Annotated in this window: 19 protein-coding genes; 8 read left to right on the top strand and 11 right to left on the bottom strand. The window is 42.5% G+C overall.

The features are described 5' to 3' along the window. Positions 1–407: 407 nt before the first annotated feature. Positions 408–746, bottom strand: coding sequence for a T9SS type A sorting domain-containing protein (locus AAG747_RS13500; protein ID WP_346821708.1), 339 nt, complete (start codon positions 744–746; stop codon positions 408–410). A gap of 574 nt (positions 747–1320) precedes the next feature. Here AAG747_RS13500 and hisC point away from each other — a divergent pair. Then, entirely contained in the window at positions 1321–2382 is a 1062-nt protein-coding gene (gene hisC / locus AAG747_RS13495; RefSeq protein ID WP_346821707.1) for a histidinol-phosphate transaminase, read from the top strand. Positions 2383–2688: 306 nt separating this feature from the next. Continuing rightward, positions 2689–3471 carry a thioredoxin fold domain-containing protein gene (locus tag AAG747_RS13490; RefSeq protein WP_346821706.1) on the top strand — a complete coding sequence of 261 codons (783 nt, stop codon included), beginning with the start codon at positions 2689–2691 and terminating at the stop codon, positions 3469–3471. Positions 3472–3544: 73 nt separating this feature from the next. Here the strand turns inward: AAG747_RS13490 and AAG747_RS13485 are convergent, their stop codons facing one another. Together AAG747_RS13485 and AAG747_RS13480 are read right to left on the bottom strand one after the other, a co-directional pair. Then, on the bottom strand, positions 3545–5452 hold the full coding sequence (locus tag AAG747_RS13485) for a serine hydrolase domain-containing protein (protein WP_346821705.1): 1908 nt from the start codon (positions 5450–5452) through the stop codon (positions 3545–3547). 119 nt (positions 5453–5571) lie between these two features. Continuing rightward, positions 5572–6519, bottom strand: a complete 948-nt coding sequence (locus tag AAG747_RS13480; protein WP_346821704.1) for a DUF3179 domain-containing protein — start codon at positions 6517–6519, stop codon at positions 5572–5574. 376 nt (positions 6520–6895) lie between these two features. Here AAG747_RS13480 and AAG747_RS13475 point away from each other — a divergent pair, with 376 nt between their 5' ends. After that, positions 6896–7537, top strand: a complete 642-nt coding sequence (locus tag AAG747_RS13475) for a CatB-related O-acetyltransferase (protein WP_346821703.1) — start codon at positions 6896–6898, stop codon at positions 7535–7537. Positions 7538–7556: 19 nt separating this feature from the next. On the opposite strand, the gene AAG747_RS13470 is transcribed toward AAG747_RS13475, so the two are convergent. The 4 genes from AAG747_RS13470 to AAG747_RS13455 form a co-directional block, all read right to left on the bottom strand. Beyond that, positions 7557–8117 (bottom strand): metallophosphoesterase family protein, encoded by a 561-nt coding sequence (locus AAG747_RS13470; protein WP_346821702.1) that lies wholly within the window; start codon positions 8115–8117, stop codon positions 7557–7559. 21 nt (positions 8118–8138) lie between these two features. Further along, a complete protein-coding gene (locus AAG747_RS13465; protein ID WP_346821701.1) occupies positions 8139–9122 on the bottom strand; it encodes an NAD(P)H-quinone oxidoreductase in 984 nt (327 codons plus the stop codon). A gap of 441 nt (positions 9123–9563) precedes the next feature. Continuing rightward, positions 9564–11033 carry a Na+/H+ antiporter NhaC gene (nhaC, locus tag AAG747_RS13460; RefSeq protein WP_346821700.1) on the bottom strand — a complete coding sequence of 490 codons (1470 nt, stop codon included), beginning with the start codon at positions 11031–11033 and terminating at the stop codon, positions 9564–9566. A gap of 247 nt (positions 11034–11280) precedes the next feature. Continuing rightward, positions 11281–11955 (bottom strand): hypothetical protein, encoded by a 675-nt coding sequence (locus tag AAG747_RS13455; RefSeq protein WP_346821699.1) that lies wholly within the window; start codon positions 11953–11955, stop codon positions 11281–11283. Positions 11956–12196: 241 nt separating this feature from the next. Between AAG747_RS13455 and AAG747_RS13450 the strand changes: the two genes are divergently transcribed. The 4 genes from AAG747_RS13450 to AAG747_RS13435 all read left to right on the top strand — a co-directional run bounded on the left by AAG747_RS13450 (position 12197) and on the right by AAG747_RS13435 (position 17274). Then, a complete protein-coding gene (locus AAG747_RS13450; protein ID WP_346821698.1) occupies positions 12197–13573 on the top strand; it encodes a sigma-54-dependent transcriptional regulator in 1377 nt (458 codons plus the stop codon). Further along, positions 13563–14933 carry a sensor histidine kinase gene (locus tag AAG747_RS13445; protein ID WP_346821697.1) on the top strand — a complete coding sequence of 457 codons (1371 nt, stop codon included), beginning with the start codon at positions 13563–13565 and terminating at the stop codon, positions 14931–14933. The genes AAG747_RS13450 and AAG747_RS13445 overlap by 11 nt, the downstream gene beginning before the upstream one ends. 298 nt (positions 14934–15231) lie before the next feature. Then, the gene (locus AAG747_RS13440) at positions 15232–15924 is read left to right on the top strand and encodes a CAP domain-containing protein (protein WP_346821696.1); all 693 of its coding nucleotides are present in this window, start codon (positions 15232–15234) and stop codon (positions 15922–15924) included. Positions 15925–16143: 219 nt separating this feature from the next. Next, complete coding sequence (locus AAG747_RS13435; RefSeq protein ID WP_346821695.1) at positions 16144–17274, top strand: DegT/DnrJ/EryC1/StrS family aminotransferase; 1131 nt, start codon at positions 16144–16146, stop codon at positions 17272–17274. Between the two features lie 8 nt (positions 17275–17282). On the opposite strand, the gene AAG747_RS13430 is transcribed toward AAG747_RS13435, so the two are convergent. From AAG747_RS13430 to AAG747_RS13415, 4 genes are all read right to left on the bottom strand, one after another. Continuing rightward, entirely contained in the window at positions 17283–18713 is a 1431-nt protein-coding gene (locus AAG747_RS13430) for a hypothetical protein (protein ID WP_346821694.1), read from the bottom strand. A gap of 108 nt (positions 18714–18821) precedes the next feature. Next, positions 18822–19199 (bottom strand): 30S ribosome-binding factor RbfA, encoded by a 378-nt coding sequence (gene rbfA, locus AAG747_RS13425; protein ID WP_346821693.1) that lies wholly within the window; start codon positions 19197–19199, stop codon positions 18822–18824. Between the two features lie 18 nt (positions 19200–19217). Continuing rightward, the gene (locus AAG747_RS13420; RefSeq protein WP_346821692.1) at positions 19218–20273 is read right to left on the bottom strand and encodes a DUF3137 domain-containing protein; all 1056 of its coding nucleotides are present in this window, start codon (positions 20271–20273) and stop codon (positions 19218–19220) included. A 79-nt stretch (positions 20274–20352) separates the two neighbouring features. Then, positions 20353–21147, bottom strand: coding sequence for a thymidylate synthase (locus tag AAG747_RS13415; protein ID WP_346821691.1), 795 nt, complete (start codon positions 21145–21147; stop codon positions 20353–20355). Positions 21148–21460: 313 nt separating this feature from the next. On the opposite strand from AAG747_RS13415, the gene AAG747_RS13410 reads away from it, so the two are divergent. Further along, positions 21461–24823: a methylmalonyl-CoA mutase family protein gene (locus AAG747_RS13410; RefSeq protein WP_346821690.1), complete on the top strand. Its 3363-nt coding sequence runs from the start codon at positions 21461–21463 to the stop codon at positions 24821–24823. The last annotated feature ends 24 nt before the right edge of the window (positions 24824–24847 follow it).

The raw sequence follows: 24847 nt of genomic DNA, 5'->3' as shown, positions 1-24847 counted from the left end.
GTGTTTTAAGTAACGGAGTGTTTCAGATAGAAGTAAGCCTTATATTACCCAATAGTGAAACCCATAAGACGTACTTTATGAGTGATTATACTGAAATCGAAGATATTGTGGTTTTCTCATGAATTTGGCTGGAGTTCAGTATGCTTGGCTGGTGGGAGCATTTTTTACATAACTCATGAGGGGAAAATCATAAACATGACAATTACCTGATGTCATCTCAAACCTTCTGTGTAAACGAATCATAAGATCAAAGGAACGTAAAACAAGAACCCCCTCTCAATGCGTATTTTGAGAGGGGGTTCGGTATATACAATGAAGTGGTTTCAACTTATCGTTTTTGAAACATTTTTCAGGAAAAAGAAAAAGTTTAATTCACTTCTATATAAGAAAGTAAATGATCAAACCATTTAGAAATGTTTTAAAATGAGCTTTTTGGTTATTTTTTTATTGCCAGTGACAACAGACAAAAAATACAGTCCTTTGGTCAAGTGCTCGTTTGGCGTAATATTTAAAGAAGTAAAGTTAGATTGTGCCCTGAGTTTGTCTTTAAAGACAACGTTTCCGATCGTATTGTAAAGGGCCAACTCTACATTTTTATTTTTCAAGCCGGAAAGCTCTACTTTAATTTCTTTCCCCTCATCTATTTGTACAACGTTTACGGAAAAGTTGTTTTCATCCTCATCATGCTTATCCATAAATTGAACCTTAGGAACAATATTATTAGTCTGTCCTTTGGCATTATTCATAGAAAATAACAAGTTTGCATTTCCCAGAATAATGAAGGTTAGTAGCAGTTTGGCTAGAAATGGGATGACTTTTTTTATGTTAATGTTACTCATGTTAATTGACTTTTAGTAGATAAGTGTGAATTGTTAATCAAAGCTGGTCAGTTGTATAATTAAATGTTAGTTTGGTTTATCAAACTGTTCTATTAATATTAATGTGTGAAATTACTCTAGGGTTGCCCCTGGTTAAAATGTTTAACAAATTTTAACGGCAAAAAAAATGCCTGCAATATTCTCCGCAGAAGTTCCGGCTTTCTTTCCAAGGAGAAGAACGATAAAAAACGGAAGAGAGCCCTGAAATCTTACAATCTTATCCCCTTTAAGATATAGGCTTTACGCAGATTTCGTTAACATTGCATTTATGATTCCTACATGGAAAAACAGATCGAACTTTTGACAAAAATGACCCTGTGAAAGGGCAGAACAAAAGTACCCTGTGAAAACGGGCCTGCGAAGGTAGCATTTGTTTGGAATCAAACCAAGAAATGAGCACATAAACAATTAACAATTGTTAGTTTTCTAAGTATTTACGAAAATGTTTGATGTAAACAAGATTGTGCGAAAGCATATATTGAGCCTCAAGTCGTACTCTTCCGCTCGAGACGAATACACAGGTACAGAAGGAGTTTTTTTAGATGCCAATGAAAACCCCTACGGCTCGGCCGGAGGAGGGGATTTCCATCGCTACCCGGATCCCTATCAACGCAAGATTAAGCATGCCCTTGTGGGCCATACACCTGCGTTGGGCGTAGAGCAGATTTTTATCGGTAATGGTAGTGATGAAGCCATCGATCTCTTGTTCCGGGCCTTCTGCGAACCCCTTGAAGATAATGTGTTGATCATGCCTCCTACCTATGGCATGTACCAGGTGAGTGCGGACATCAACCGTGTGGCGATACGGGAAGTGCCTTTGAACAAGGAGTTTGCCATACAAACCGAGAAGGTATTAGCCGCTATCGATGAGCATACCCGGATGATCTTCGTATGTTCTCCTAACAACCCTACGGGCAATACGCTTTCCCGGGAGAGTATTGAAACACTCTTGAATAATTTTGACGGCTTGTTGGTGGTAGACGAAGCCTATATCGACTTTTCCCCTCATCAGAGTTGGGTCCACTCTTTAAAGCACTATCCTAACCTGGTAGTATTGCAGACCTTGTCGAAGTCTTGGGGATTGGCAGGTTTGCGTTTGGGGATGGCCTTTGCTTCAAAAGAAGTGATCGGGATTGTCAATAAAATCAAACCGCCTTACAATATAAATGAGGCTACACAACAGTTGGCCCTGAAAGCCTTGGAAAACCGTGAGGGAATGCAGGCAATGGTGGCAGATATTTTGCAAAACAAATCGGACCTGGAAAAAGCCCTGTTGGCCCTTCCTTTGGTGAAAAGTATTTTGCCTTCGGATGCAAACTTTATCATGGCCAAATTTGAGGAACCGAAAAAAATATATACGTATTTAACCCGCAAATTGGTGATTGTCCGCGACCGCTCTTCGGTGTTGAATTGTGAGGGGTATTTGCGGATTACCGTGGGCAGTGAAGAAGAAAATAAAACTTTACTGAAGGCTTTGAAAGCATATCCCGAAGATGGGATGTAAACGGAAAGAGAACCTTTGGGTTTTTACTGGCTTTTTGCTGAAAATCTTGATAACTTATCCTTGCGACAAGAACACAATGAACTTTGGGAATCGAAGTGGTTTACACTTAATAGTTTTTGACCGAAAATGGAATCAAAATCGGCTCATCAAGGCATTTTTTGAAGAGAATAGCCAAAGCTATTGTTGCAAAAAGTAGCACAGAGGAGGCGTTTTTGAAACATTTTTTAGGAAAAAGAAAAAGTTTAATTCACTTTATCTCTAAAACCAACAACAATAGGCTACTAGTATCATTAAATTTTTTGTACTATGAAGAATTACCTTTTTTCGATCGTTATTGCCCTATGTTTTTCACAAAGTACTTGGGCACAAAGTCAATTTATATTTTTTGATGGCAGCTATGAGCACTTGCGGATGCGGGCTCAGTCTTCTCAAAAACCTTATTTCCTTTATTTCTATGCTAACTATACGACAGTAGCCAAGCGTCTGAACCAACAGACATTTACCGATCCTTCATTGATAGAATATGCAACGAACAACTATTTAGGGATGAAGTTGGATGGCGAGTCCATTATTGACGAAGGGGCCGATCTGGCGGAATCGTATCAAGTACTGTACTTTCCTGCGATTGTGATTTTTACTCCTGAAGGCAAAGAGTTGGAGCGTATTTACGGGTTTATCTCTCCACAAGAGTTAGGGGAAAAACTGGAGCAATATGCCAATGAACGAGGGGCGCCTGATGTCACTCTGGCTGAAAAAGCCGAAATGCAAACGGCAAAAGACAAAAGCCGGCATTTATTTAAACTGGATGTGAAACGCTTGAAAAAACAAGGTTTTGGCGTACAGGTAGGAGTCTTCCAAAATTATCGCAATGCCTTTTTGAAATTACTGGAATACGAGGAAGAAAAATTTCATAGAAACGTTCTGGTACATGTGGATGAGAGCAACCCTCAAGCAGTACAATACAAATTGATCTTTGGGCCTTTTTATTCATATGATCAGGCCGATAATTATAAAAAGTTGATCGGCAACAAGGAAGGGCTGAAAGGGATTGTAGTAGATTTATCAAAACTGGGTGAAGAAGAAAACTAGTTTCAAATCCATGAAACACACAAAAAACAAGGCGCCAGGGAAATTTCCTCTGGCGCTTTTTTATGAACTTCGTTTAATCCTTTGAGCTTGCCTGATAGCTATCTTGCAACTGATACAAGATTTCATGAATGGCCGGACGGATATTGAGTGAATACAATTTCTTGTTTTCGCGGGTAGGATATACCCGGTTCGACAAAAAGATAAAAACTAAATCCTTTGAAGGGTCAGCCCATATCAAGGTCCCGGTAAAGCCTGTATGCCCGAAACTTTGCATAGAAGCACTCACTGCTACCGAGCCCCTTTCTTTATGCTCTAACAATGGCTTGTCAAACCCTAAACCTCTTCGGTTGCCTTCTTCACAGTATTGGCAGCGGGTAAACTCTTTGACAGTTGCTTCCTTCAAATAGCGGGTGCCGGCATAAGTGCCGTTTTGCAACCACATTTGTAAGACTTTCGCCAAATCATTGGCATTGGAAAACAGTCCTGCATTTCCCGATATGCCTCCCATCACCGCTGCGGCCTCATCGTGGACAAACCCATGAATTTGTCCTTTGCGGAATAAGCTGTCATATTCCGTAGGCACGATGCGTTGAGCCGGCAATGTTTCATAAGGGTTGAACGTAAGGTTGCTAGCTCCTAAAGGTTGATAAAATTGTGTCTGTAAAAATTGATCGAAGTTTTGCCCGGTCAGATGCTTGATGATTTCAGGGTATAATAAGAAAGAAAGACCGGAATAGACATATTCTTTCCCTGGGTTCAAGGGCGATTGCCGGATGGCTTTATAGACTTTTTTCCGGAATTTGCGATGCATATACAAGTCTTTGCTTACTCTGGCATTGTATCGCTTGTTGGAATCGGTTTTAAATGTATGGCATTTGAACTTCCCGTTTTTACGGACGGCCTGTTGCCAATAGACAATATAAGGATGTAGGCGGGCGTAATGGGCCAACACCTCCCGGACTGTAAAATTGGCTTTCTCTTTCTTTTTAAAATCCTTCCAATAGGTGCTGAAAGGAGCGTCCAAATCAATCTTCCCCTCTTCTACCATTTTCATCAGTGCCAAGGTGGCGGCTGTGACTTTCGTCACCGAAGCCAAATCGTACACATCATCGTCCTTTACTTTATTTTGATATTGGTAAGTATGGTATCCATAGCTTTTCTGAAAAAAGACCTTTCCGTTTTTTGCCGCAAGCACCTGACAGCCCGGAAACGCCTTTTCTGTCAGGCCCAACCGGACCACCGAGTCGATCCGGTGTGATAGTAAAGCCGAGTGAATATGCAGTTCTTCCGGGAGGGTGTATTTCAAACGAAATCCGCCTTGTGTGACAAGGCCATCGTTGACTTGAAATAAATCATCAATGGCAAATTCCAATTTCCCTTTGGCTCCGATGCCTCCGAAAAGCAATTGCCCGGCTAAATCTCCGGTGGTGGGATCATCCTGATGAGCTAAAAGTAAGGCCTGAGCATTTGCTAAAAATGCATAACGTTTGAGTTCGGCAGCTGGCCGGAAGAAGGCAACAATTACAGTATGTTGCTTCATCAATTGTTTGATAAATTCTTGGGTGGAAGTTCCCAAGGCCGTACTGCTTCCCAAGGGGATAAATTGATGGATGCCAATGATTACGGTCGAAAAGGGTTGAAGCTGTGTCTCGAGTTGGGCTAACTTTGCTGGGCTGTTTTCAAAATCCAGGTTGAAATGAGGGCAAGCAGTATATCGTGTAATGCCTTGTTGAAAAGGGGTAAGGTTTTTCTCTCCTATGGAAACCGTGGCAAGAGCAGGGGTACTTACCTGCCGGATAGGAATAACTTCCCCTTCGTTTTTTAAAAGGGTCAATTGACGTTCGATGTGTTTTCTATGTTTTAATTCTTCCACTTGAGATGTGTTGTCATACGTACCCGGTTCAGTGGTGAGTTGGGGTTGAGCGAGGCTGATCAAAGGTAAGAGAATGGAATATAAACAATAAGAGATCGTGATTTTCATCTTCATAAAAAGGGTTAAACGGTCTTGATTGAATCTATAAAAATACATCATTCCGGAGAGCTTATACGGACTTTTTATGGATTTTTAGCACTTGGTTTCTTATCTCCTTTTCTGTGGTTTTACTCCTCGTTTATATGATAAATTTCCGTATCGGGGTGGAAGGCGTACCAAGCAAACCAATACAAAGTGATGCTGGGGTAAATGTCTCCCTCTGAATTCCGGATGGTAACAGTTTGGGTTTGGCGGTTAAAATGAAGTCTGAGCTTTTGGCCTTGAAACTCATCTTCAATAAGCTTCTGTTTGATTTTTTTTAATTCGGAAAAGGGATAGGCTTTATATTTATCATTCACGCGAATGCCAAGGACTTTTTCTTTGTTGGGAAAAGTCTTATTCGTGTGGGGTACCGGAAACCATAGTTGTTCACTGTCTTTGTAGTTCGTGTAAGGTGAGCTGTTGTAATCCCGTTGATATCCCGTTTGAATAGAAAGTACCAGTGTGTTAGGGTGCTGCTGCTTCCATTCCTTCCAGGTGACTTGCAAGCTGGGTAATAAGGTGAGTTGTTGGCCTGAGGAAGTTCCTGAAATAGCTTCTTCTTTGAGTTGTGACCATAGGGACTGGGTTTCTTGGTCATAAAGCAGTACATCGCTGTTGTACAATAAACCCGAAACCCCAAAGGTACGTTTCTTTTGCCGGATATCGGACGCGAAGACTGCCCCACTTCCACACAAAGGGCAAAAGGTAATGACCACCGCTTTTTCTGCAAAAAAATCATTGACGACTTCATGCCAATTCAAAATCCGGATGGGATACGCCTTGGCAATTCCTTGTATTTCCACACCGATTACATAATCCTCTTCCGTTAAAAAACGAGCCTCGGATGCCTTGACAAACGGAGGGTAGTGAAGAGCTGGGATGCCGTCTTTAGGCGGTCCTCCCCGAAGAATGGAGGTTTGAGGAATACGCAGGTTGCTTAACTCAAATCCGTTCATCTTTTTGATGGGTTTTTGAGCATTCACTGAAAATAAGAATACGAAAAACGTAAACCAGGATAGCAGCAGATACCTCATGAGTTTAGTAGTATATCATTCTCAAAAGGTTTAACATGGAATGTTGAAAGGGAAAAACCGGTGAACCTCCCGTCAAAGTTTAAGATAATTGGATTGTGTTTCACGAACCGTCCGGCTACTGACAATTCATTACTTTGAAAGCACAAAAAAGTAAATGCCCTTTGGTTTTAGGACTTATTTTTTACCTTTACAGGCATTATGAACACTTTATAATCCTTCCCACAAATTGACTGGCTGCCAAAAAGGATTTTGGTAATTCTCTTTCGTTGCAAATCTTCTATTGTTTTTGCAAGCGCTTTTGATATATGGTTTGATTTTTCTGAATCAGTCTCCTTGTATTCAATTCATTTTTTCTAAACATTATATTGTAATTTCCATGACAGGACCTGACCCATCCGTGGTGTATCCACTGGCACATCATGATAAATTGGTGTTTTTAAAAAACTTTATTAATAACCCCAGAATCATTGTGGGAGAATATACATATTATGATGATTTTGAAAACCCGGCCAATTTTGAGAAAAATGTATTGTACCATTTTGAGTTTATCGGTGACCGACTGATTATTGGGAAGTTTTGTGCGATTGCTTCCGGAGTGAAATTTATCATGAATGGAGGTAATCATGAAACCCGGCCCATTTCTACCTATCCTTTTGCAATTTTTGGACATGGTTGGGAAAAAATTCTGGAAGGGGTTGATTTAAATGAAAAATTTCCTTCCAAAGGCGATACCCGCATCGAAAATGATGTGTGGATAGGACATGAGGCGATGATCATGCCGGGAGTTACAGTAGGGAATGGGGCCATTATTGCCAGCAGGTCGGTGGTGACCAAGGATGTGCCCGACTATGCCGTGGTAGGAGGGAATCCGGCCAAAGTTCTTAAAATGCGTTTTGACCCGTCAACGGTCCAGCGTTTGCTTTCCATTGCCTGGTGGGATTGGGATAAAGAAAAAATCTCCCGGAATCTGCACTTGATTAATGCAACGAATATTGATGCTTTGGAACAAGCACTATAATTTTAAGAAATGTGGCAACTCATTCAAGCTTGCCGTGCTTTTCTTGAACAGGCAGGAATTGATGGTCGATGAGTTGAAAGCCCTGTGCGGACTTCCTGCTTGTATCAAAGAGTATGAATGTAGGAGGTACGTCCTTGCCATGGCTAGGGTCGTATCCCATTAAGGGACCGGGGTTGAGAAGAAAACGTCCTTCTTCCTTGAACATATGAAACTGGTGGTTATGTCCGTAACATACCAAGTCATATTTTCCCGAAGCAAATAGGGGTTTGGCAATATTAGGATAGTGATTGACAGCGATTTTCAGGGAATCCAATTCGATTTCAGCCAATTCACTGTGGATAAAGAGCCTGTCTTTGGCTAATTGAAAGGCATTCTGAGTGATGCGGAATTGGTCCGCATCATTATTGCCAAACACCACGTGTATATCTTTTTGAAAGCCTTTACCAAGCATGCTGATGATAAATGGAGAGCAAAGGTCACCGCAACAAAGAAGTACATCGGCTTCACCGGCCTTTTGTTGTAAGAAAGCTTGCAAATTCCATACATGGTCATGAATGTCAGAGATAATGGCGATTTTCATAAGGTTAATCCGTTTTTTTTGCTATTGAACTTTTAAAATCACTTTACCCATATTTTGGTTATTTTCCAAATAGTGATGGGCTTCAGCTACCCGTTCAATTGGCCATATTTGATCAATGACGGGGGAAAGTCGGTTGTTTTCAAAGGCCTGCATAAACTGATCGCTAAAATCTTGGATCAATTCCGCTTTATAAGCAAGGGAACGGGAGCGCAGCGTTGATCCCATGATTTGTACGCGTTTTCCCAGCAACTTTCCGAAATCAAATTCTTCGCTTTTCCGGCCTCCTAATAAAGCCAATACGACCCAACGTCCATCTACGGCTATGGCCTTGAAGTTTTGTTCGTAATAAGAACCTGCGATAAAATCGATGATCAAATTAGCTCCTTTGTGTTGGGTGTAATCCCTTACTTTCTCGGCAAAATTTTCTTGAGTATAATTGATGCCAAAGTCGGCTCCCAGTTTTTTACAAAAATCCAACTTTTGTTGTGTGCCTACAGTCACAATGGATTTACCACCCAATATTTTCACCAATTGAATAGCGGCCGTACCTACTCCGGAAGCTCCGGCATGGACCAAAGCGGTTTCCCCTTTTTGAAACTTTCCCAGCCAACAGATTGCCTGGTAGGCGGTTAAAAATACTTCGGCAATACCGGCAGCTTCCTCAAAGTGAAGTTTATTGGGAATTGGCATAACCAAGGATTCATGCACCGTCACATATTCGGCATATCCTCCCCCGGCCAACAAGGCAAATACCCGGTCGCCAGGTTTCCATTGTTGGGCATTTTCTCCGGTACTTTCAACTATCCCGGCAACTTCCAAACCCATGATCGGGCTTTCGCCCGGAGGAGGGGGGTAAAGCCCTTGTCTTTGTAAAGTATCTGCGCGGTTGACTGAAGTAGCATGTACACGGATTAACACTTGCCCGGGGCCGGGTTCGGGCATTGGGGCTTCCCCCCAATACATATTTTCTACAGGACCGGGTTGGTCAATAATGATTGCTTTCATACAGGTATATTTTGTAAGGTAGTAGGGGCTTTTAAGTAACTTATAGGAAATTGCTTCGAGAGGGGGAAGTTAATCAAAAGAAAGGGAAAGGAGAGAAAAGAAGTCTTGGAAATCCCGGAAATGAAAAAAGCCTTCGGGTTATTTAACCGAAGGCTTTTGCTGAAATTTAACTTCATTTAAGTTTACATGTTGTTGGTAATTACTGTAGTTAGCATAAATTGACTGACCATCTTTTGTGTAATTACTAAAAAATTTTGCAGCATCAGAGATTGGGGTTTTTCTTGAGCTTTTGGGCATTTTGACAATTATGGTTTTTACGGTTAACGAGTGTTTCTCCAATACAAAGGTGAAACCATTTTAGTTCATAAAAACTGATTTTTGTCAACATTCTCCGAAAACTTTATAGATTCTCTTCTTTGTATCCTAAACAGGCTTTAACCGTTAGGAAACCATGGCTGTCGGTTTTGTCGCTTGGGATTTCATTTTCCGGATTTTGATGTTCAGGTAACCGAACAAAATCGTCATAAAAGGACTGATGATATTGAAAAAACAATAGGGCAAATAAGTAATCGTGGCCACCCCTAATACGCCGGCTTGTGTGGCTCCGCAGGTATTCCAAGGGATTAATACGGAAGTGACTGTGCCCGAGTCTTCCAAAGTACGGCTGAGGTTTTCAGGTACTAAGCCCCGCTCTCCGTAGGTTTTGGAAAACATTTTTCCGGGGATGACTATGGCCAGGTATTGATCGGAAGCCGTCAGGTTAAAAAAGATACAGGTACCGGCCGTAGAAGCAATTAATGTCCCGGTAGATTTGGCCTTTTCAATAATCAGTTCGGTAATGCGGTGTAACATCCCGCTGGCTTCCATGATCCCACCGAAAACCATTGCGGAGATAATCAGCCAAATGGTGTTGAGCATTCCGGCCATCCCTCCGGTGGAGAGGAGTTGGTTGACAGCTTCATTTTCGGTAGTGATGGCAATATCCCCAAACATGGATTGCATGATCCCCATATAACAGGCTTTGGCAAAGCTTTCAGTCTCTCCGGATACTTGTACCACAATATCTACTTGAAAGATCAAGGCAAAAATACCCCCTAACAAGGTGCCCGCCAGTAAGGCCGGCAGGGCCGGTACTTTTTTGATAATCATAAACAAAACAATAGCCGGAACCGCAAACAACAAAGGGTTCAGGTTGAAATTGTTCTCTAAGGATTGCATGACATTGCCCACGTTGATCTGGCTGGCTTCACTATCATAAGAAAAACCCATGACCAAAAAGATAATGAGGGTAATTAGGATGGAAGGACCGGTGGTGTAGATCATATAGCGGATATGGGTAAACAGGTCGGTACCCGCTACGGCAGGCGCTAAGTTGGTAGTGTCTGAAAGAGGGGACATTTTATCGCCAAAGTAGGCCCCGGAAATAATGGCTCCGGCTATGACCCCTTCGCTCATGCCTAAGGCCTTGCCTATTCCCAATAAGGCTATACCAATAGTAGCTACGGTAGTCCAAGAGCTGCCGGTGGCCAGGGAGACAATTGCACAGATGGTACAGGCCGCAAATAAAAAGATGACGGGATTCAGAATTTTTAAACCGTAGTAAATCATGGCCGGTACGATCCCGCTAATCAACCAGGTGCCGGCTAAGGACCCGATCAAAAGCAGAATGAGAATAGAGGGCATAGCTGAATTAATACTGTGGACCATTCCTTTGACCATCGCATCAAAGGACATGCCCAGGCGGGAGGCAACCAGGCATGCCACTCCCGTGGATAGAATCAAAACAATCTGGTTGGAACCACTGAGCCCGTCTGAACCGTAGATATAAACATTGATGGAAAGGATGCTAATTAAAAATAGGATAGGAATAAAGGCTTGTAGTAAACTTGGTCTTCTAAGGCTTTCTTTCATGTGTTTTTTTAGTTGGGTGAGTTGTTTACTTCTCTTATTTTGTGTTCGTCCAATTGAGGTGTAAGCGTAATCGGATTTCACAACAAGCTATAAAACTATAAATTTTTCCTTATATCTATAGCATGCCAAGCTCGATTTGATAAATGAACAAAGGGAGAGAACTGAAAAAACGGAAGGGAAGGTATGAGGAGATAAAAACCATCCGGATACCGGAGTACCCGGATGGTTTGACTATTGTTTGGGAGATTTACATCATCGGTTCACCATAAAAGAAGCTAACCGGTTGCATCGATTTAAAGGCCTCACCCAGTTGCTGTACTTCTGCCTTTTTTTCTTCCAATAGGCTGTTAAGTTCTTGGGCAAAACTGTTGTAATCTTTCCGGAGCGTAAAATCGTTTTTGTCTGCAACAATGACTTCGTTGAGCAGAATATTGGCTCGTTCAAATTTGTCAAAATTTTCAGTGTTCTCAGCAAAGTCATTCAAGGCTGCAATCAGTTTTTCGGTGGCATTATCATAACGTTCCATCACCTGTACATCACTGAAGCTTACAGAGTCATATACTTGTTCTTTCAGTGTGTTTTGAGCATTTTTTACCGTCTCTAATTTTTGAGCGTCATAGGGCTTGTTCAATAACTCAATTTCTTCAACAAAAAGCTGAGTAGAGTGCAGCTTGGTCTTTTCCGAAGCCATGGCTTGAGCTTTCAAACTCTGCAAACTGTCGTATAAGACCGTAATTTGTTGTTCAAGGGGCAGGTGCGAGAGTTCATCCCGGTACTGCCATTCGCCTTCGCTCACTTCCTGCGGCTCCGTTTCGGTATTTGTTTGGTCGGTTTTCTTTTTCTCCTCACAAGAAGAAAGAAAAAAAATGCCCATTAACAAAACAAACAAGCCGTTTTTGTAAGAATTGAGTAGAATTTTCATAGTATTGTTTACTTTAGAATTTAGGATTATACAATCATCGGTTAACTGGAAATATATCAGTATAGCAATGGATGAAGCAATGATGTACACTTACACAGACGAACTCGGGACGTCTGTAGAGTTTCAAAATTATTTCAAATATATCCATTAGAGTCGGTTTGAATTTGTAAGATGAAAAATAAAATTCAAACGGCTTCTTCGCTAAATTTTAGGAGGATTTCACTCAAATATTATACTAAGAATGAGTAAAGAACTAGGTAAAATATTGATCATAGATGATAATGAGGATATACTGTTGGCCGCCAAGATGTTGCTGAAGAAACATGCGGATTTTGTGCAAGTGGAAAAAAATCCGGGGAAGATCCCGTTTCTGCTGAACAATGATACCTATGATGTGATTTTACTGGATATGAATTTCAGTAAAGATACCACAAGTGGCAAAGAAGGTTTCCATTGGTTAGACCAGATCCTGGAAATTGATCCCAATGCCGTGGTGGTATTAATTACGGCTTATGGCGATGTGGAGATGGCTGTCAGGGCCTTGAGAGCAGGCGCTACGGATTTTGTTCTGAAGCCCTGGCAAAATGAAAAACTCCTGGCCACTTTGTCTTCGGCCGTTCGCTTGAAAAAATCGTACAAAGAAGTAGAAAACTTGAAGCAAGCTAAAAACCAATTGACTTCGGAGATCAACAAACCCTTCGGAGAAGTCATTGGCAACAGTGATAGCATGCTCCGGGTGTTCAACATCATTAATAAGGTGGCCTCTACGGATGCCAATATTTTGATCTTGGGAGAGAACGGAACCGGTAAGGAAGTAATCGCCCGGGCAATCCACCAACAATCTTTGCGGAAAGACAATGTCTTTATCAATGTGGATATGGGCAGTATCACCGAAAGTCTGTTTGAAAGTGAGCTGTTCGGTCATAAAAAAGGTGCCTTTACCGATGCCAAAGAAGAGCGGGCCGGGCGCTTTGAAATTGCCAACGAAGGCTCTCTGTTTCTGGACGAAATCGGCAACCTTTCCATGTCTCTCCAATCCAAACTGCTGACCGTATTGCAAAGGAGAGAGATTACCCGGGTGGGCTCCAACAAACAAATCCCGATTGATATCCGTCTGATTTGTGCTACCAATATGCCTCTTTACGAAATGGTGGAAAGCAATGAATTCCGGCAAGATCTTTTGTACCGGATTAACACGGTCGAAATCCATTTGCCGCCTTTAAGAGACCGGGCCGAAGATATTCCGCAGTTGGTGGATCACTTTGTCAAAGTATATTGTAAAAAATATAGAAAACCCTTGTTGCGGACAGCTCCCGCAGCAATTAAAAAATTACAAAAATACCATTGGCCAGGCAATGTTCGGGAGTTGCAGCATGCCTTGGAGCGGGCCATTATCATGAGTGATAATGAGCTATTACAGCCTACGGACTTTCAGTTTCTGGTGCATAAAAACGAACAAGGGGAAGTCGATCTTTCCGAATACGACCTGGAAACCGTGGAAAAAATGATGATCCAAAAGGCGATCAGCAGGTATTCAGGTAATATTTCGAAAGCAGCCAAATCGCTGGGACTGACCCGGGCATCATTGTATAGAAGATTGGAAAAGCATGGGCTTTAAAAATTTCAGATTAAATGTATCCATCCGTGCGGTAGGTTTGGTAGTCACCATCTTTGCCATGGTCTACCTCATTGAAAGCTCCGGGTATTTTGCCACTATTGGCTTTGTGGCCGGCTTGGTGGTCTATCAGGTGATTGCTTTGATCAACCTGATGGAGAATACCAATCGCGAGTTGGTGGATTTCTTTAGCTCTATTCGTTACGGAGATTTTAGCCATACCTATAAATTAAAAGGAAGGGGAGGGGCTTTTGATGAACTCGATCAGGAGTTTAATAAAGTTTTGTACCGGTTCAAGCAAATCCGGGCAGAGAAAGAAGCCGAGTACCAATACCTGAAAAATATAATTCACCATATCGGGATCGGGATTCTTTCCTTTGAGCGCAATGGTAATGTTCAGATTATCAATACGGCCGCTAAGCGTTTGTTTAAAATTAACCGCTTGCAAAATATACAGGAGTTGGAGAGCTTCAGCCCGGAACTGATCGATACATTCAAACAACTCCGGACAGGTGCCAAGGCCTTGATCAGGGTAAGAAAAAATGGAGAGTTGGTTCAGCTAGCCGTGTATGCGATTGAATTGTACCTGAAGGGTGAAGAGTTTAAATTGGTGACCATTCAGAACATCCATTCGGAACTGGAAGAACAGGAAATGGATGCCTGGCAAAACCTGATTCGTGTACTTACCCATGAAATTATGAATTCGGTCACGCCTATTTCCTCCCTGGCAACAACGGTGGAAGGAGAGCTGTCGTACCTGATTTCCAACCAAGAACATCAACAAGAATTTCAAAAAGACGACCTGGAAGACCTGCAATTGGCCGTACAAACCATTCAAAGAAGAAGCGATGGCTTGATCCGCTTTGTCAATGAATTCCGCAACCTGACCCATGTCCCGACCCCAAAAATGGCCCATGTAAAAGTGGCGGAGATGTTTGAAAGGATTAAGTTATTGATGAACAACGAGTTTCTCAAACATGAGATTGACTTTGTGATCAAAATGGACCCGCCTTCTTTGATTATCACTGCCGATCCCGAATTGATTGAGCAAGTGTTGATCAACTTATTGAAAAATGCAATTCAGGCTTTTCATGAACATGAACAGACCAACGGACAGGTACACCGGGTGACATTAAGTGCTATGCAGGGCAAAAAGAACCGGCCTGTTATCTCGGTGAAAGACAACGGGCCGGGGATAGAAAAAGAGGCCCTGGACCGGATTTTTATCCCATTTTATACCACAAAAAAGAACGGTTCGGGAATTGGATTAAGCCTTTCCAGGCAAATCATGCGACAACATAAGGGTACGATTACGGCTTGTTCCAATGAACAGGAAGGTACCGAATTTTTGTTGAATTTTTAATAGGTCTGATGTGAGTGAATTCAGCGAGGAGTTGTTTGGCCGAGCTATCTTATAGAAGTGGTTTACACGTATAGTTTTTGACCGAAGATGGAATCAAAATCGGCTCATCAAGGCACTTGTTGAAGAGAATAGCCAAAGCTATTGTTGAAAAAAGTAACACAGAGGAGGTCTTTTTGAAACATTTTTCAGGAAAAAGAAAAAGTTTAATTCACTTCAGTATCAATAATTACTTCTTCCAGGGCGCTGATTGATTTTTGGCAAAGTTTTAATACAGCATATTGCTAAAAGTAAAAATTGCATGATGAAATATACTTTCTTGTGGTGTTTATGTCTATTCTGCCATGCTCCCCTTTTCTGTCAGTCGGGATGGGAAGCTGAAATGTATCAAACCCACAACTATCAAACGTTTTCCCAACTTCCCCAGGCTCAGAAGCCTATTGTATTGAAAGATATAGATTATCCTCTTTTAAATGCAGCCGTATTTTATGAAACCAATCGTATCAGGGCCAAACATAAACTGCCTTTGTGCCAATACAGTCCTACCTTGGAGCAAGTGGCTTGGGAGCATTCAAAGGATATGGTGAAATACAATTTTTATAGTCATAAAAGCAAAGTGAAAGGAAAGCGAACAATGACAGACCGCCTGAATGCCGCTGGGCTGGTCAATACTTTTGCCGCAGAAAATATCGCTTATACCTTTGCCATCCAACTGACTCCTAACCGGGCCGTATACGGGCCTTCGCAAAATGGGGGGTATTTTAGCTATCAATATAAAGGCGCGCCCATTCCCACCCATACGTATTTGAGCTTTGCCAAAAGTATACTGCAAGAATGGATGAACTCTCCGGGGCACAGAGCCAATATTTTGGACAGAAACTACCGGTACCTGGGCTGTGGAACATACCTGGATAAAGTCCGGAAAAAAGACCAGCCTCCCTATTTCAAAACCACTCAAAATTTTTCCAGCGATGACCCTACCGTGGCCCAGTAGTACATGGAGGAGAAAAGTATTTGAGTGAACAGGCCATTGTGTTGATAGATGTAATCATTTTTTAGTAGCTTTATTGGCAAAGGAAAGTAACCGGCAAACACCCGGACTGTTCCTTGTTTTTCATCTCTTCCGGATTTGTTTTTAATTTATTTCTACCCTTGAAAAAGCCCTGCCTTTGAAGGCATTCAAAGGTAACAAACCCTTGAAATCGGAAATTATATGGAGGACGTACATTTGAACGTTAAAGTGCCTTTGTTGGATTTGAAAGCGCAATATCAGCGCATCCGGCCGGAAATTGACCGGGCATTGGCGAAGGTATTTGAAAACGGAATGTTTACCAACGGGCCATTTGTCAGGGAGTTGGAAGCTACTTTTGCAAAATACCTGAATGCCTCCTATTGTAGGGCATGTGCCAACGGTACGGACGCTTTGGAGTTGGCCTTGGAGGCTATGGGTATACAAAGAGGTGATGAAGTGTTGGTGCCTGCTCTTACCTGGATATCTACTGCCAGTGCGGTAAGCCGTGTGGGCGCTAAACCTGTATTCGTAGATATTGATCCGGAGTATTATACCATTGACCCGGAGGATTGTAAGAATAAAATTACTCCGAAAACAAAAGCTATTATCCCCGTACATTTATATGGGAATCCTGCCCCCATGAAGGAACTTATGCAAATAGCCCGAAAGCATCATCTATGGGTAATTGAAGATGCGGCCCAAGCCCATGGTGCCACTTACCAAGGCGCTAAGGTTGGAACCATCGGCGATATTGGTACTTTTAGTTTTTACCCCACCAAAGTATTAGGGACGTATGGGGAAGGTGGTGCCATTGTGACTTCTCATGCCAGGGTTGCGAAGTCTATACGGATTATGTTGAACCAAGGGCAAATCGAGAAAAATATTCATGTGATGGAAGGCCGGAATAGCCGGATGGGAGAAATGCAGGCCGCTATGTTACAGGTAAAATTACCTTATCTGGATACTTGGATAAAGGAGAGCAATCGTGTCGCCCGGTATTATGACGAAAATATAGACAAACGCTTTTACCAGTTACCCAAAAGACAAGCGGAGACCACTCATGTGTATCATCAATATGTGATCCGTACCCGGAAAAGAGAGGCATTGATGTCGTTTTTGGAGAGTAAGGGTATTCAGACAGCCGTGCATTACCCGATTCCTTTACCTTTCCAACCGGCTTATAAACATTACGGTCATTTCCCGGAAGATTTCCCCGTGGCAACACAATTGAAAAATGAAATCCTTTCACTGCCTGTTTTTCCGGAAATGAGTGAAAAACAGGTAGAATGGGTTGTGAAACAATTGGCTACATTTGCTTCACAACATCCATAGTCCTTGTATCACTGTTGTGTTACCTTAGGCTCTTCCGGTTTTAATACCCATACATTTTCCTTCTTGAGACGGTATTTTTGAGCCAATACGGGAATGTTTTGAAATAGCTGAGGCGTAATCCCTTTTGGGTCGATGATAATTTCCGGGTAGCCTTTTTCAAAATTTTCCAAGATGGCAGAGAGTACCTGGTAGTTGTTCAAGTGTGAAAAATGCTTTTCACTTAATTTCCAGTTGAGATAAGGTGTTGCAAGAGAATTTCCCTGATAAGAAGATATTTGATCTCCTAATACCAACATAGTTTTAGGACGGTCGGTGATCAATGCATCATCTTGTTTGACAAATACTTTGGAGAAATTGGGAGAATAGGGGTTGTCTTGTTGATCCAGGTATACGGTGGCATAACTTACCGTCATCAAAGCGGCCGTAATGACCCAAAAACTTAATTCGGCGATTAAGCGGTTCCGGGTGAGCATCACAAAATGGGTGGTGAAAAAGCTTAAGCCCGGAACGAACAGAATCAGTTGATAGGTCGTAAATTGAGGACTTACGAATAAGACCAATCCGGCACTGATCATCCAAACAGCCATAAACTGCTGGCAAATGACCTGAAAGTTAATAAAACCACGCTCTGTACCCAGCTTTCCGATCGCTAATACCGTAAGCACTGCCGGAATAATGGATACCCAAATGATTTCAAACCAAGAGACATAATTGAGCCCTTTAAAAGTAAGAAGTGAGGCAAGGTAGAAATCGATGAAATTTTTCAAGCCGTCCACAAAGAAATAATAGGTGATGACCAAGCTAATAGCAAAGGCAAATCCGAATAGGACCATCATAAAATAGCGGGGTGAGGCCGAGCGAAACAGCATAAATCCGATGATAGTGGAAAGTAGAAATACGACACTGGGAGCAAAAAGCAGGGTGGCTATACCAAGGTAAATGCCGGTTTTAAAAATGTCCTCTTCCACAAACCGCTCATCCAACCGGATGATATTCCGCAGGACCAAGAGCAGAAAGGTCAATGCCAGGAGGGCCGGAGAAAGGGTGAGGAAATCAAAATTCAGGCACATAAACAGGCCGTAAAACAAAGCCGGTAAGTAGTTTTTCTCATTATATACCCCATTCTTGATCAAGAAACGGTTGAAAATAAATGCCTGGATTACCACCAGAATTAACCCGAGAATTTGAAAAACTAATTGACTTTTGCCAAAAAGCCCGACCACGCACCAATAAACTCCGGCCGCCAATGGGCCAAGGTTGTCCCATACATCGGTGTACATATGCCCCCCCTTTGCCAGGCTTTCCCCTACCAGCATCCAATTGAGTTCGGGGATCATCAAGGGAAGGCCTTTAAGGTAAAAAGGCAGCCGTAGCAAGAATACAATGAGTAGTACACCCAAGATGCGAAAGGGATCATTAAGTCGAAAAAATGTCAGCAAGGCTTGTTCAGTGGTTTTTTAAATCAAACAAAGGTACGTTGGATCGTATTTTCTGATCAAAACCCATCCTTTCAATTTGCTATAAGGATGGGTTGGTTCAGGTATAGGTTATTCTTTTTCGTCTTCAGAGGCAGCAGGGGGAATATCCAGGTCTTTAAAAAGGGTTTCCACCTCTGCGGCCACATCTTCCGTATCGTCATAAAAGAAATGTAATACGGGAATAGACCGGACTTGGTTTTTGATACGTTGAGCTAATTCTTGCCGGATGGTTTTGGTGTTGTCTTGAATATGTTCCAATAACTCTTCCTTGTCTTTGGCATTCATAAAGCTCAAATACACTTTTGCTTCCCGCAAATCAGGGGAAATTTTTGCCTGTGTAACGGTGACAAAGGCATTGTGAAACCAAGTGGCGGATTTTTGTAAAAAAATATCGCCCAGGTCTTTTTGTATTAATCTTGAAAATTTCTTTTGTCTTTTACTTTCCATCCTTTCTAAGTTTAGTTCTTACTCAAAGTCGTCTTGATCGAAATCAAAGTGCTCTTGTTCCATCGGAGGTTCAGAAAACTGATCCATCGGGATGTGATTTTCAGGGCCGGATGTAGGCGAGGGAAACTCACCAAGGCCCAGGTCCCGCACGATTCCTAAAATATAATATAATTCATCATAAAAACTTCTTACAAAACGGGCATCAAACAAGGGTTTGTTAATATCCACTTTAAAAACATCTTTGCGTAGGTCCACTGCTACATACACTTTGTGGCCTATCAAAGAGACATATACCGGGCAGTGGCTTTTCTTTTTTAACACTAACAGACTTTCCATTAATTCCTCGGTCAGTAACTCTTTGCCTTCCAATGCATTCTCAGCATACACAACAAAGTTTTTACGAAATTGAATATTCTCCGCTTGAATGTAATGCCCCCGTACTAAATTATTCATTTGTACCAACATTCCCGCATAACCCATTCGTTTATACAAGTTGTCGCTGAGTATGAAGGTCTTGCCGGAGTAGGACTGACTGGTGGTAGCTACCAAAAAGATCCCATGAAACAGTGTGTTCCAGCGAGGTTTTTTTTGCCGCATTCCTTGGGTTTCCAACATCACCTCCAGTTCCGATACTTGTATGCCGACCCCGCCAATGGTTCCGTCAATATAGTCATCCCCTATGTAATGATCGGGTTTTAATAAAAATAACTCACTTTCTTTGAATACTTCGTATTTGATGTAGTTTTCTGCTTGATAGTTCAAAGAGGGATCCACAAAGTGAATCATCTGTTTGACTACGGTCTCTTTGTAATCGTCCGGTATGGAGGTGTCCAGTACGACCCTTTGATAAATGAAATAGGCCACGGCCGGAATCGCCAACAAAGTTGGGATCATGGTGTAAGAGGGAATGATATCCAACGCTACAAAGGTCCAATGTATCAGGAGCAAAGCCCCACCAATAATGCCCAACATATGCCTCCAGTAATGCATGTTGCTTCTACGCTTTTCAATATCTTCAAGCGCTTCCTTGATGGTCATATCAAAGTACTGTTGAAATTCTTCGAAGCTTTTCATGAAAGTTTGCTAGCTTGGGCAATGAGTGTAATCTTTTTGCTCCGGCAGAGCCATCTACTGGACTTCTCTCCTCCGTAGATTAAACAGAAACTTCCGCTTTAATATGTGGATGAGGAGCGTAGTTGATTAACTCAAAATCTTCAAATTTAAAATCAAATAAAGAAGTGACCTCCGGGTTGATGCGCATTTGAGGCAATTCTTTAGGCTCCCGGCTCAATTGTAACCGCGCTTGTTCCAAATGATTCAGATACAAATGAGTGTCTCCGAAGGTGTGGACAAAATCTCCGGGCTTAAGTCCGCATACCTGGGCCATCATCATGGTCAGTAAGGCATAAGAGGCAATGTTAAAGGGTACTCCGAGAAATACGTCTGCACTCCGTTGGTACAATTGGCAGGAAAGCTTTCCCTCTGCTACATAAAATTGAAACATGGTATGACAGGGAGGCAAAGCCATTCTGTCTACATCCGCTACATTCCAGGCGCTGATAAGGAGCCTCCGGGAATTGGGGTTGACTTTGATTTGCTCGATGAGTTGACTGAGTTGGTCAACTTTTCGTCCGTCAGGCGTAGGCCAGGAGCGCCATTGGTAGCCGTACACCGGTCCCAAGTCTCCATGTTCATCAGCCCATTCGTCCCATATCCGTACTTTGTTTTCTTTTAAGTATTTGATATTGGTATCCCCACTGATAAACCACAACAACTCGTGAATGATCGAGCGCAAATGAAGTTTTTTAGTCGTTAGGCAAGGAAAGCCTTTTTCCAGGTCAAAGCGCATTTGATGACCGAATATACTGATGGTACCGGTTCCCGTACGGTCTTCTTTTTTTACGCCTTCCTCTAAAACCCGTTCCAGTAGATCTAAATATTGTTTCATTGTAATTATTGATTATGATACCCCTCTAGGCTATCCCTCTGTCAGAAAGTGAATGGATTGCTTCACATATTTTCAAAAAGATAGCCCATCTTATTATCGCGCAAAATTAAAGATTCGGGGGCTACTATTCGCAAACAAATTGAGTTTAGTTAAATTTGGAAATAGTAATTGGGAAAATAAATAACTGATAAAATTAACCAAGTACCAATCCATTGGGCGAAAAATAAGCGCTATCGCTTAATTACAACCACTAACAACATATTACAAACTCCTTTTACCTTAAAAATTAACCTTTAAAAAACACATAAACAAAATGGGAAAAATTTATCAGGCAAAGCATAAAATCCGGATTGTAACGGCCGCTTCGTTATTTGACGGTCATGATGCGGCCATTAATATCATGCGCAGGATTATGCAGAGCTCGGGGGCTGAGGTGATTCACCTGGGCCACAACCGCTCTGTCAATGAAATTGTAGACTGTGCGGTTCAGGAAGATGTGCAAGCCATTGCTATTACTTCATACCAGGGAGGGCATATCGAGTTTTTTAAATATATGTATGACTTGCTCAATGAGCGGGGTTGCGGGCATATCAAATTGTTTGGTGGAGGGGGAGGTACGATTCTGCCTACGGAAATCGAAGAATTACATCAATATGGCATTACCCGGATTTATTCTCCGGATGATGGCCGGGCTTTGGGGCTTCAAGGAATGATCAACGATATGTTGTCTCAATGTGATTTTCCTACCGGGGCCTCTCTTAACGGAGAAGTAAAAGGGCTGAAAGCCAAAAAAGCTCCGGAATTGGCCAAACTAATTTCAGCGGTGGAAAACCATCCGGAAATGGCCCAGACCATTCTTAAAGCCATTCAGGAAATGCATGTCACCCAACAAGTACCGGTCTTGGGTATTACGGGTACGGGTGGAGCCGGTAAATCCAGTTTGATTGATGAACTGGTGCGGAGGTTTTTGCTGGACTTCGAAGATAAAAAACTCGCCATTGTTTCGGTGGACCCATCTAAACGAAGGACTGGTGGGGCCTTGCTCGGTGACCGTATCCGGATGAATGCCATTGCCAATGACCGGATATATATGCGCTCTTTGGCCACCCGGCAATCCAATTTGGCTTTATCCAAATATATTCAGGATACGTTGGACATTTTAAAAGCGGCTCAGTTTGACCTTATCATCCTGGAAACTTCCGGCATCGGCCAATCGGATACGGAAATCATCGATCATTCCGATGCCTCATTATATGTAATGACTCCGGAATACGGTGCGGCCACTCAATTGGAAAAGATTGATATGCTGGACTATGCCGATATCATTGCGATCAATAAGTTTGACAAGCGTGGAGCGATGGATGCTGTGCGGGATGTACGGAAACAATACGCCAGAAATCATCAACTGTGGGACAGCGAACCGGAAAGCTTGCCGATTTATGGTACCATTGCTTCGCAGTTCAACGATCCGGGGATGAATACCTTGTACCGGGCGATCATCGATCTGTTGAATGAGCGCTTTCAATTAGCTTGGTCTTCGCATTATCATAAAGTGAATGAGGCTTCTCAAAAGCATTATATCATCCCACCTCAACGCACCCGTTACCTGGCCGAAATATCCGAGGCGATTCGCAGGTACGATCAATGGGTGGATCAACAGGCGGACATTGCCGATCATTTGTACGGGCTGCACAAGAGCATGAACTTGTTTAAAAAACCGGAAGACGAGGAACCGGCAAAACTCCTGGAAGCAAAATATGAAGAAACTTTAGAACAACTGGACGGCAGTAACAAGCGCTTGCTTAACCAATGGCCGGAAAAAGTTGAAAATTACAAAAGAGAACAGTATGTGTATACCGTTCGGGGAAAAGAGATTAAAGTTGACACGTATATTGAATCCCTTTCGCATACACAAGTGCCTAAAATTGCCCTGCCAAGATATAAAGGATGGGGGGATATTCTCCGTTGGAGCTTGCAAGAAAATGTGCCGGGAGAGTTCCCTTATTCGGCCGGAGTATTTCCTTTCAAGCGGCAGGGGGAAGACCCCACCCGGATGTTTGCCGGAGAGGGCAATCCCGAGCGGACAAACAAGCGATTTCATTATCTGTCTTTGAATCAACCGGCGGCCCGGCTTTCTACGGCCTTTGACTCAGTAACCTTGTACGGAGAAGACCCCGATTACCGGCCGGATATCTATGGAAAAATCGGAAACTCCGGGGTAAGTGTTTGTTGCCTGGACGATGCGAAAAAACTTTATTCAGGTTTTAACCTGGCCGATCCGAAGACTTCCGTTTCGATGACCATTAATGGCCCGGCGGCAGCCATTACGGCTTTTTTTATGAATGCTGCGATTGACCAGCAATGTGAGCTGTATATCAAGGAGAAGGGCCTGCAAGAAGAAGTGAGGAAGAAAATCAAGAAAATTTTCAAAGACGAAGCAAGCCAACCGAAGTATAATAAAGATCTGCCCGAAAGTCATGACGGGTTGGGATTGATGCTATTAGGAGTCACGGGAGATCAAGTGTTGCCGAAGGAGGTATATGAAAAAATCAAAGCCGACACACTTCGCAAAGTGAGGGGTACGGTACAAGCCGATATTCTGAAGGAAGATCAGGCGCAGAATACGTGCATTTTTTCCACCGAATTTTCTTTGCATTTGATGGGAGATATGCAACAATACTTTATCAATCATCAGGTAAAGAATTTTTACAGTGTATCCATTTCCGGCTATCATATTGCCGAGGCAGGGGCAAATCCGATTACACAATTGGCGCTTACCTTGAGTAATGGTTTCACTTTCGTGGAATACTACCTCAGCCGGGGAATGGACATTAACGATTTTGCGCCCAATTTCTCCTTCTTCTTTTCCAATGGTCTGGATCCCGAGTATGCAGTGATTGGCCGGGTGGCCCGGAGAATATGGGCCAAGGCGATGCGCGAAAAATACGGAGCTAATGAACGTTCGCAAAAGCTCAAATACCATATCCAAACTTCCGGACGCTCTTTACATGCCCAAGAGATTGCTTTTAATGATATTCGTACCACCTTGCAAGCGCTTTATGCCATTTATGACAATTGTAACTCCTTGCATACCAATGCCTATGATGAAGCAATCACCACCCCTACGGAGGAATCGGTGCGCAGGGCGGTAGCCATCCAAATGATCATCAATAAAGAGCTGGGTTTAGCTACCAACGAAAACCCTATTCAAGGGGCATTTATCATTGAAGAGTTAACCGATTTGGTAGAAGAGGCCGTATTGATGGAATTTGACCGGATCAATGAACGGGGAGGGGTGATCGGTGCGATGGAAACGATGTACCAAAGAACCAAAATCCAAGAGGAATCAATTTATTACGAAACCTTGAAACACAACGGGAAACTGCCTATTGTCGGAGTGAACACCTATTTGTCTTCCGAAGGATCTCCTACTGTGATTCCTCAAGAAGTAATTCGCTCTACCGTTGAAGAGAAAAAAGAGCAAATTGATACGTTAGGACATTTGCAAAAGCGAAATCACGACAAAGCCACATTGGCCTTGCAAGAGTTGAAGCAGGCCGCTCTCCGTCATGAAAATACCTTTGCTGCCTTGATGGAAGCAACCAAATATTGCTCATTGGGACAAATTACCCATGCATTATTTGAAGTAGGAGGGCAGTACCGGAGAAGTATGTAGTAGCCTTTTAAGATGATAATGAAT

The sequence above is a fragment of the Rapidithrix thailandica genome (genome assembly GCF_039710355.1).
GTDB classification, from domain to species: Bacteria; Bacteroidota; Bacteroidia; order Cytophagales; family Flammeovirgaceae; genus Rapidithrix; species Rapidithrix thailandica.
This window is presented reverse-complemented; position numbering and strand designations above follow the sequence as displayed.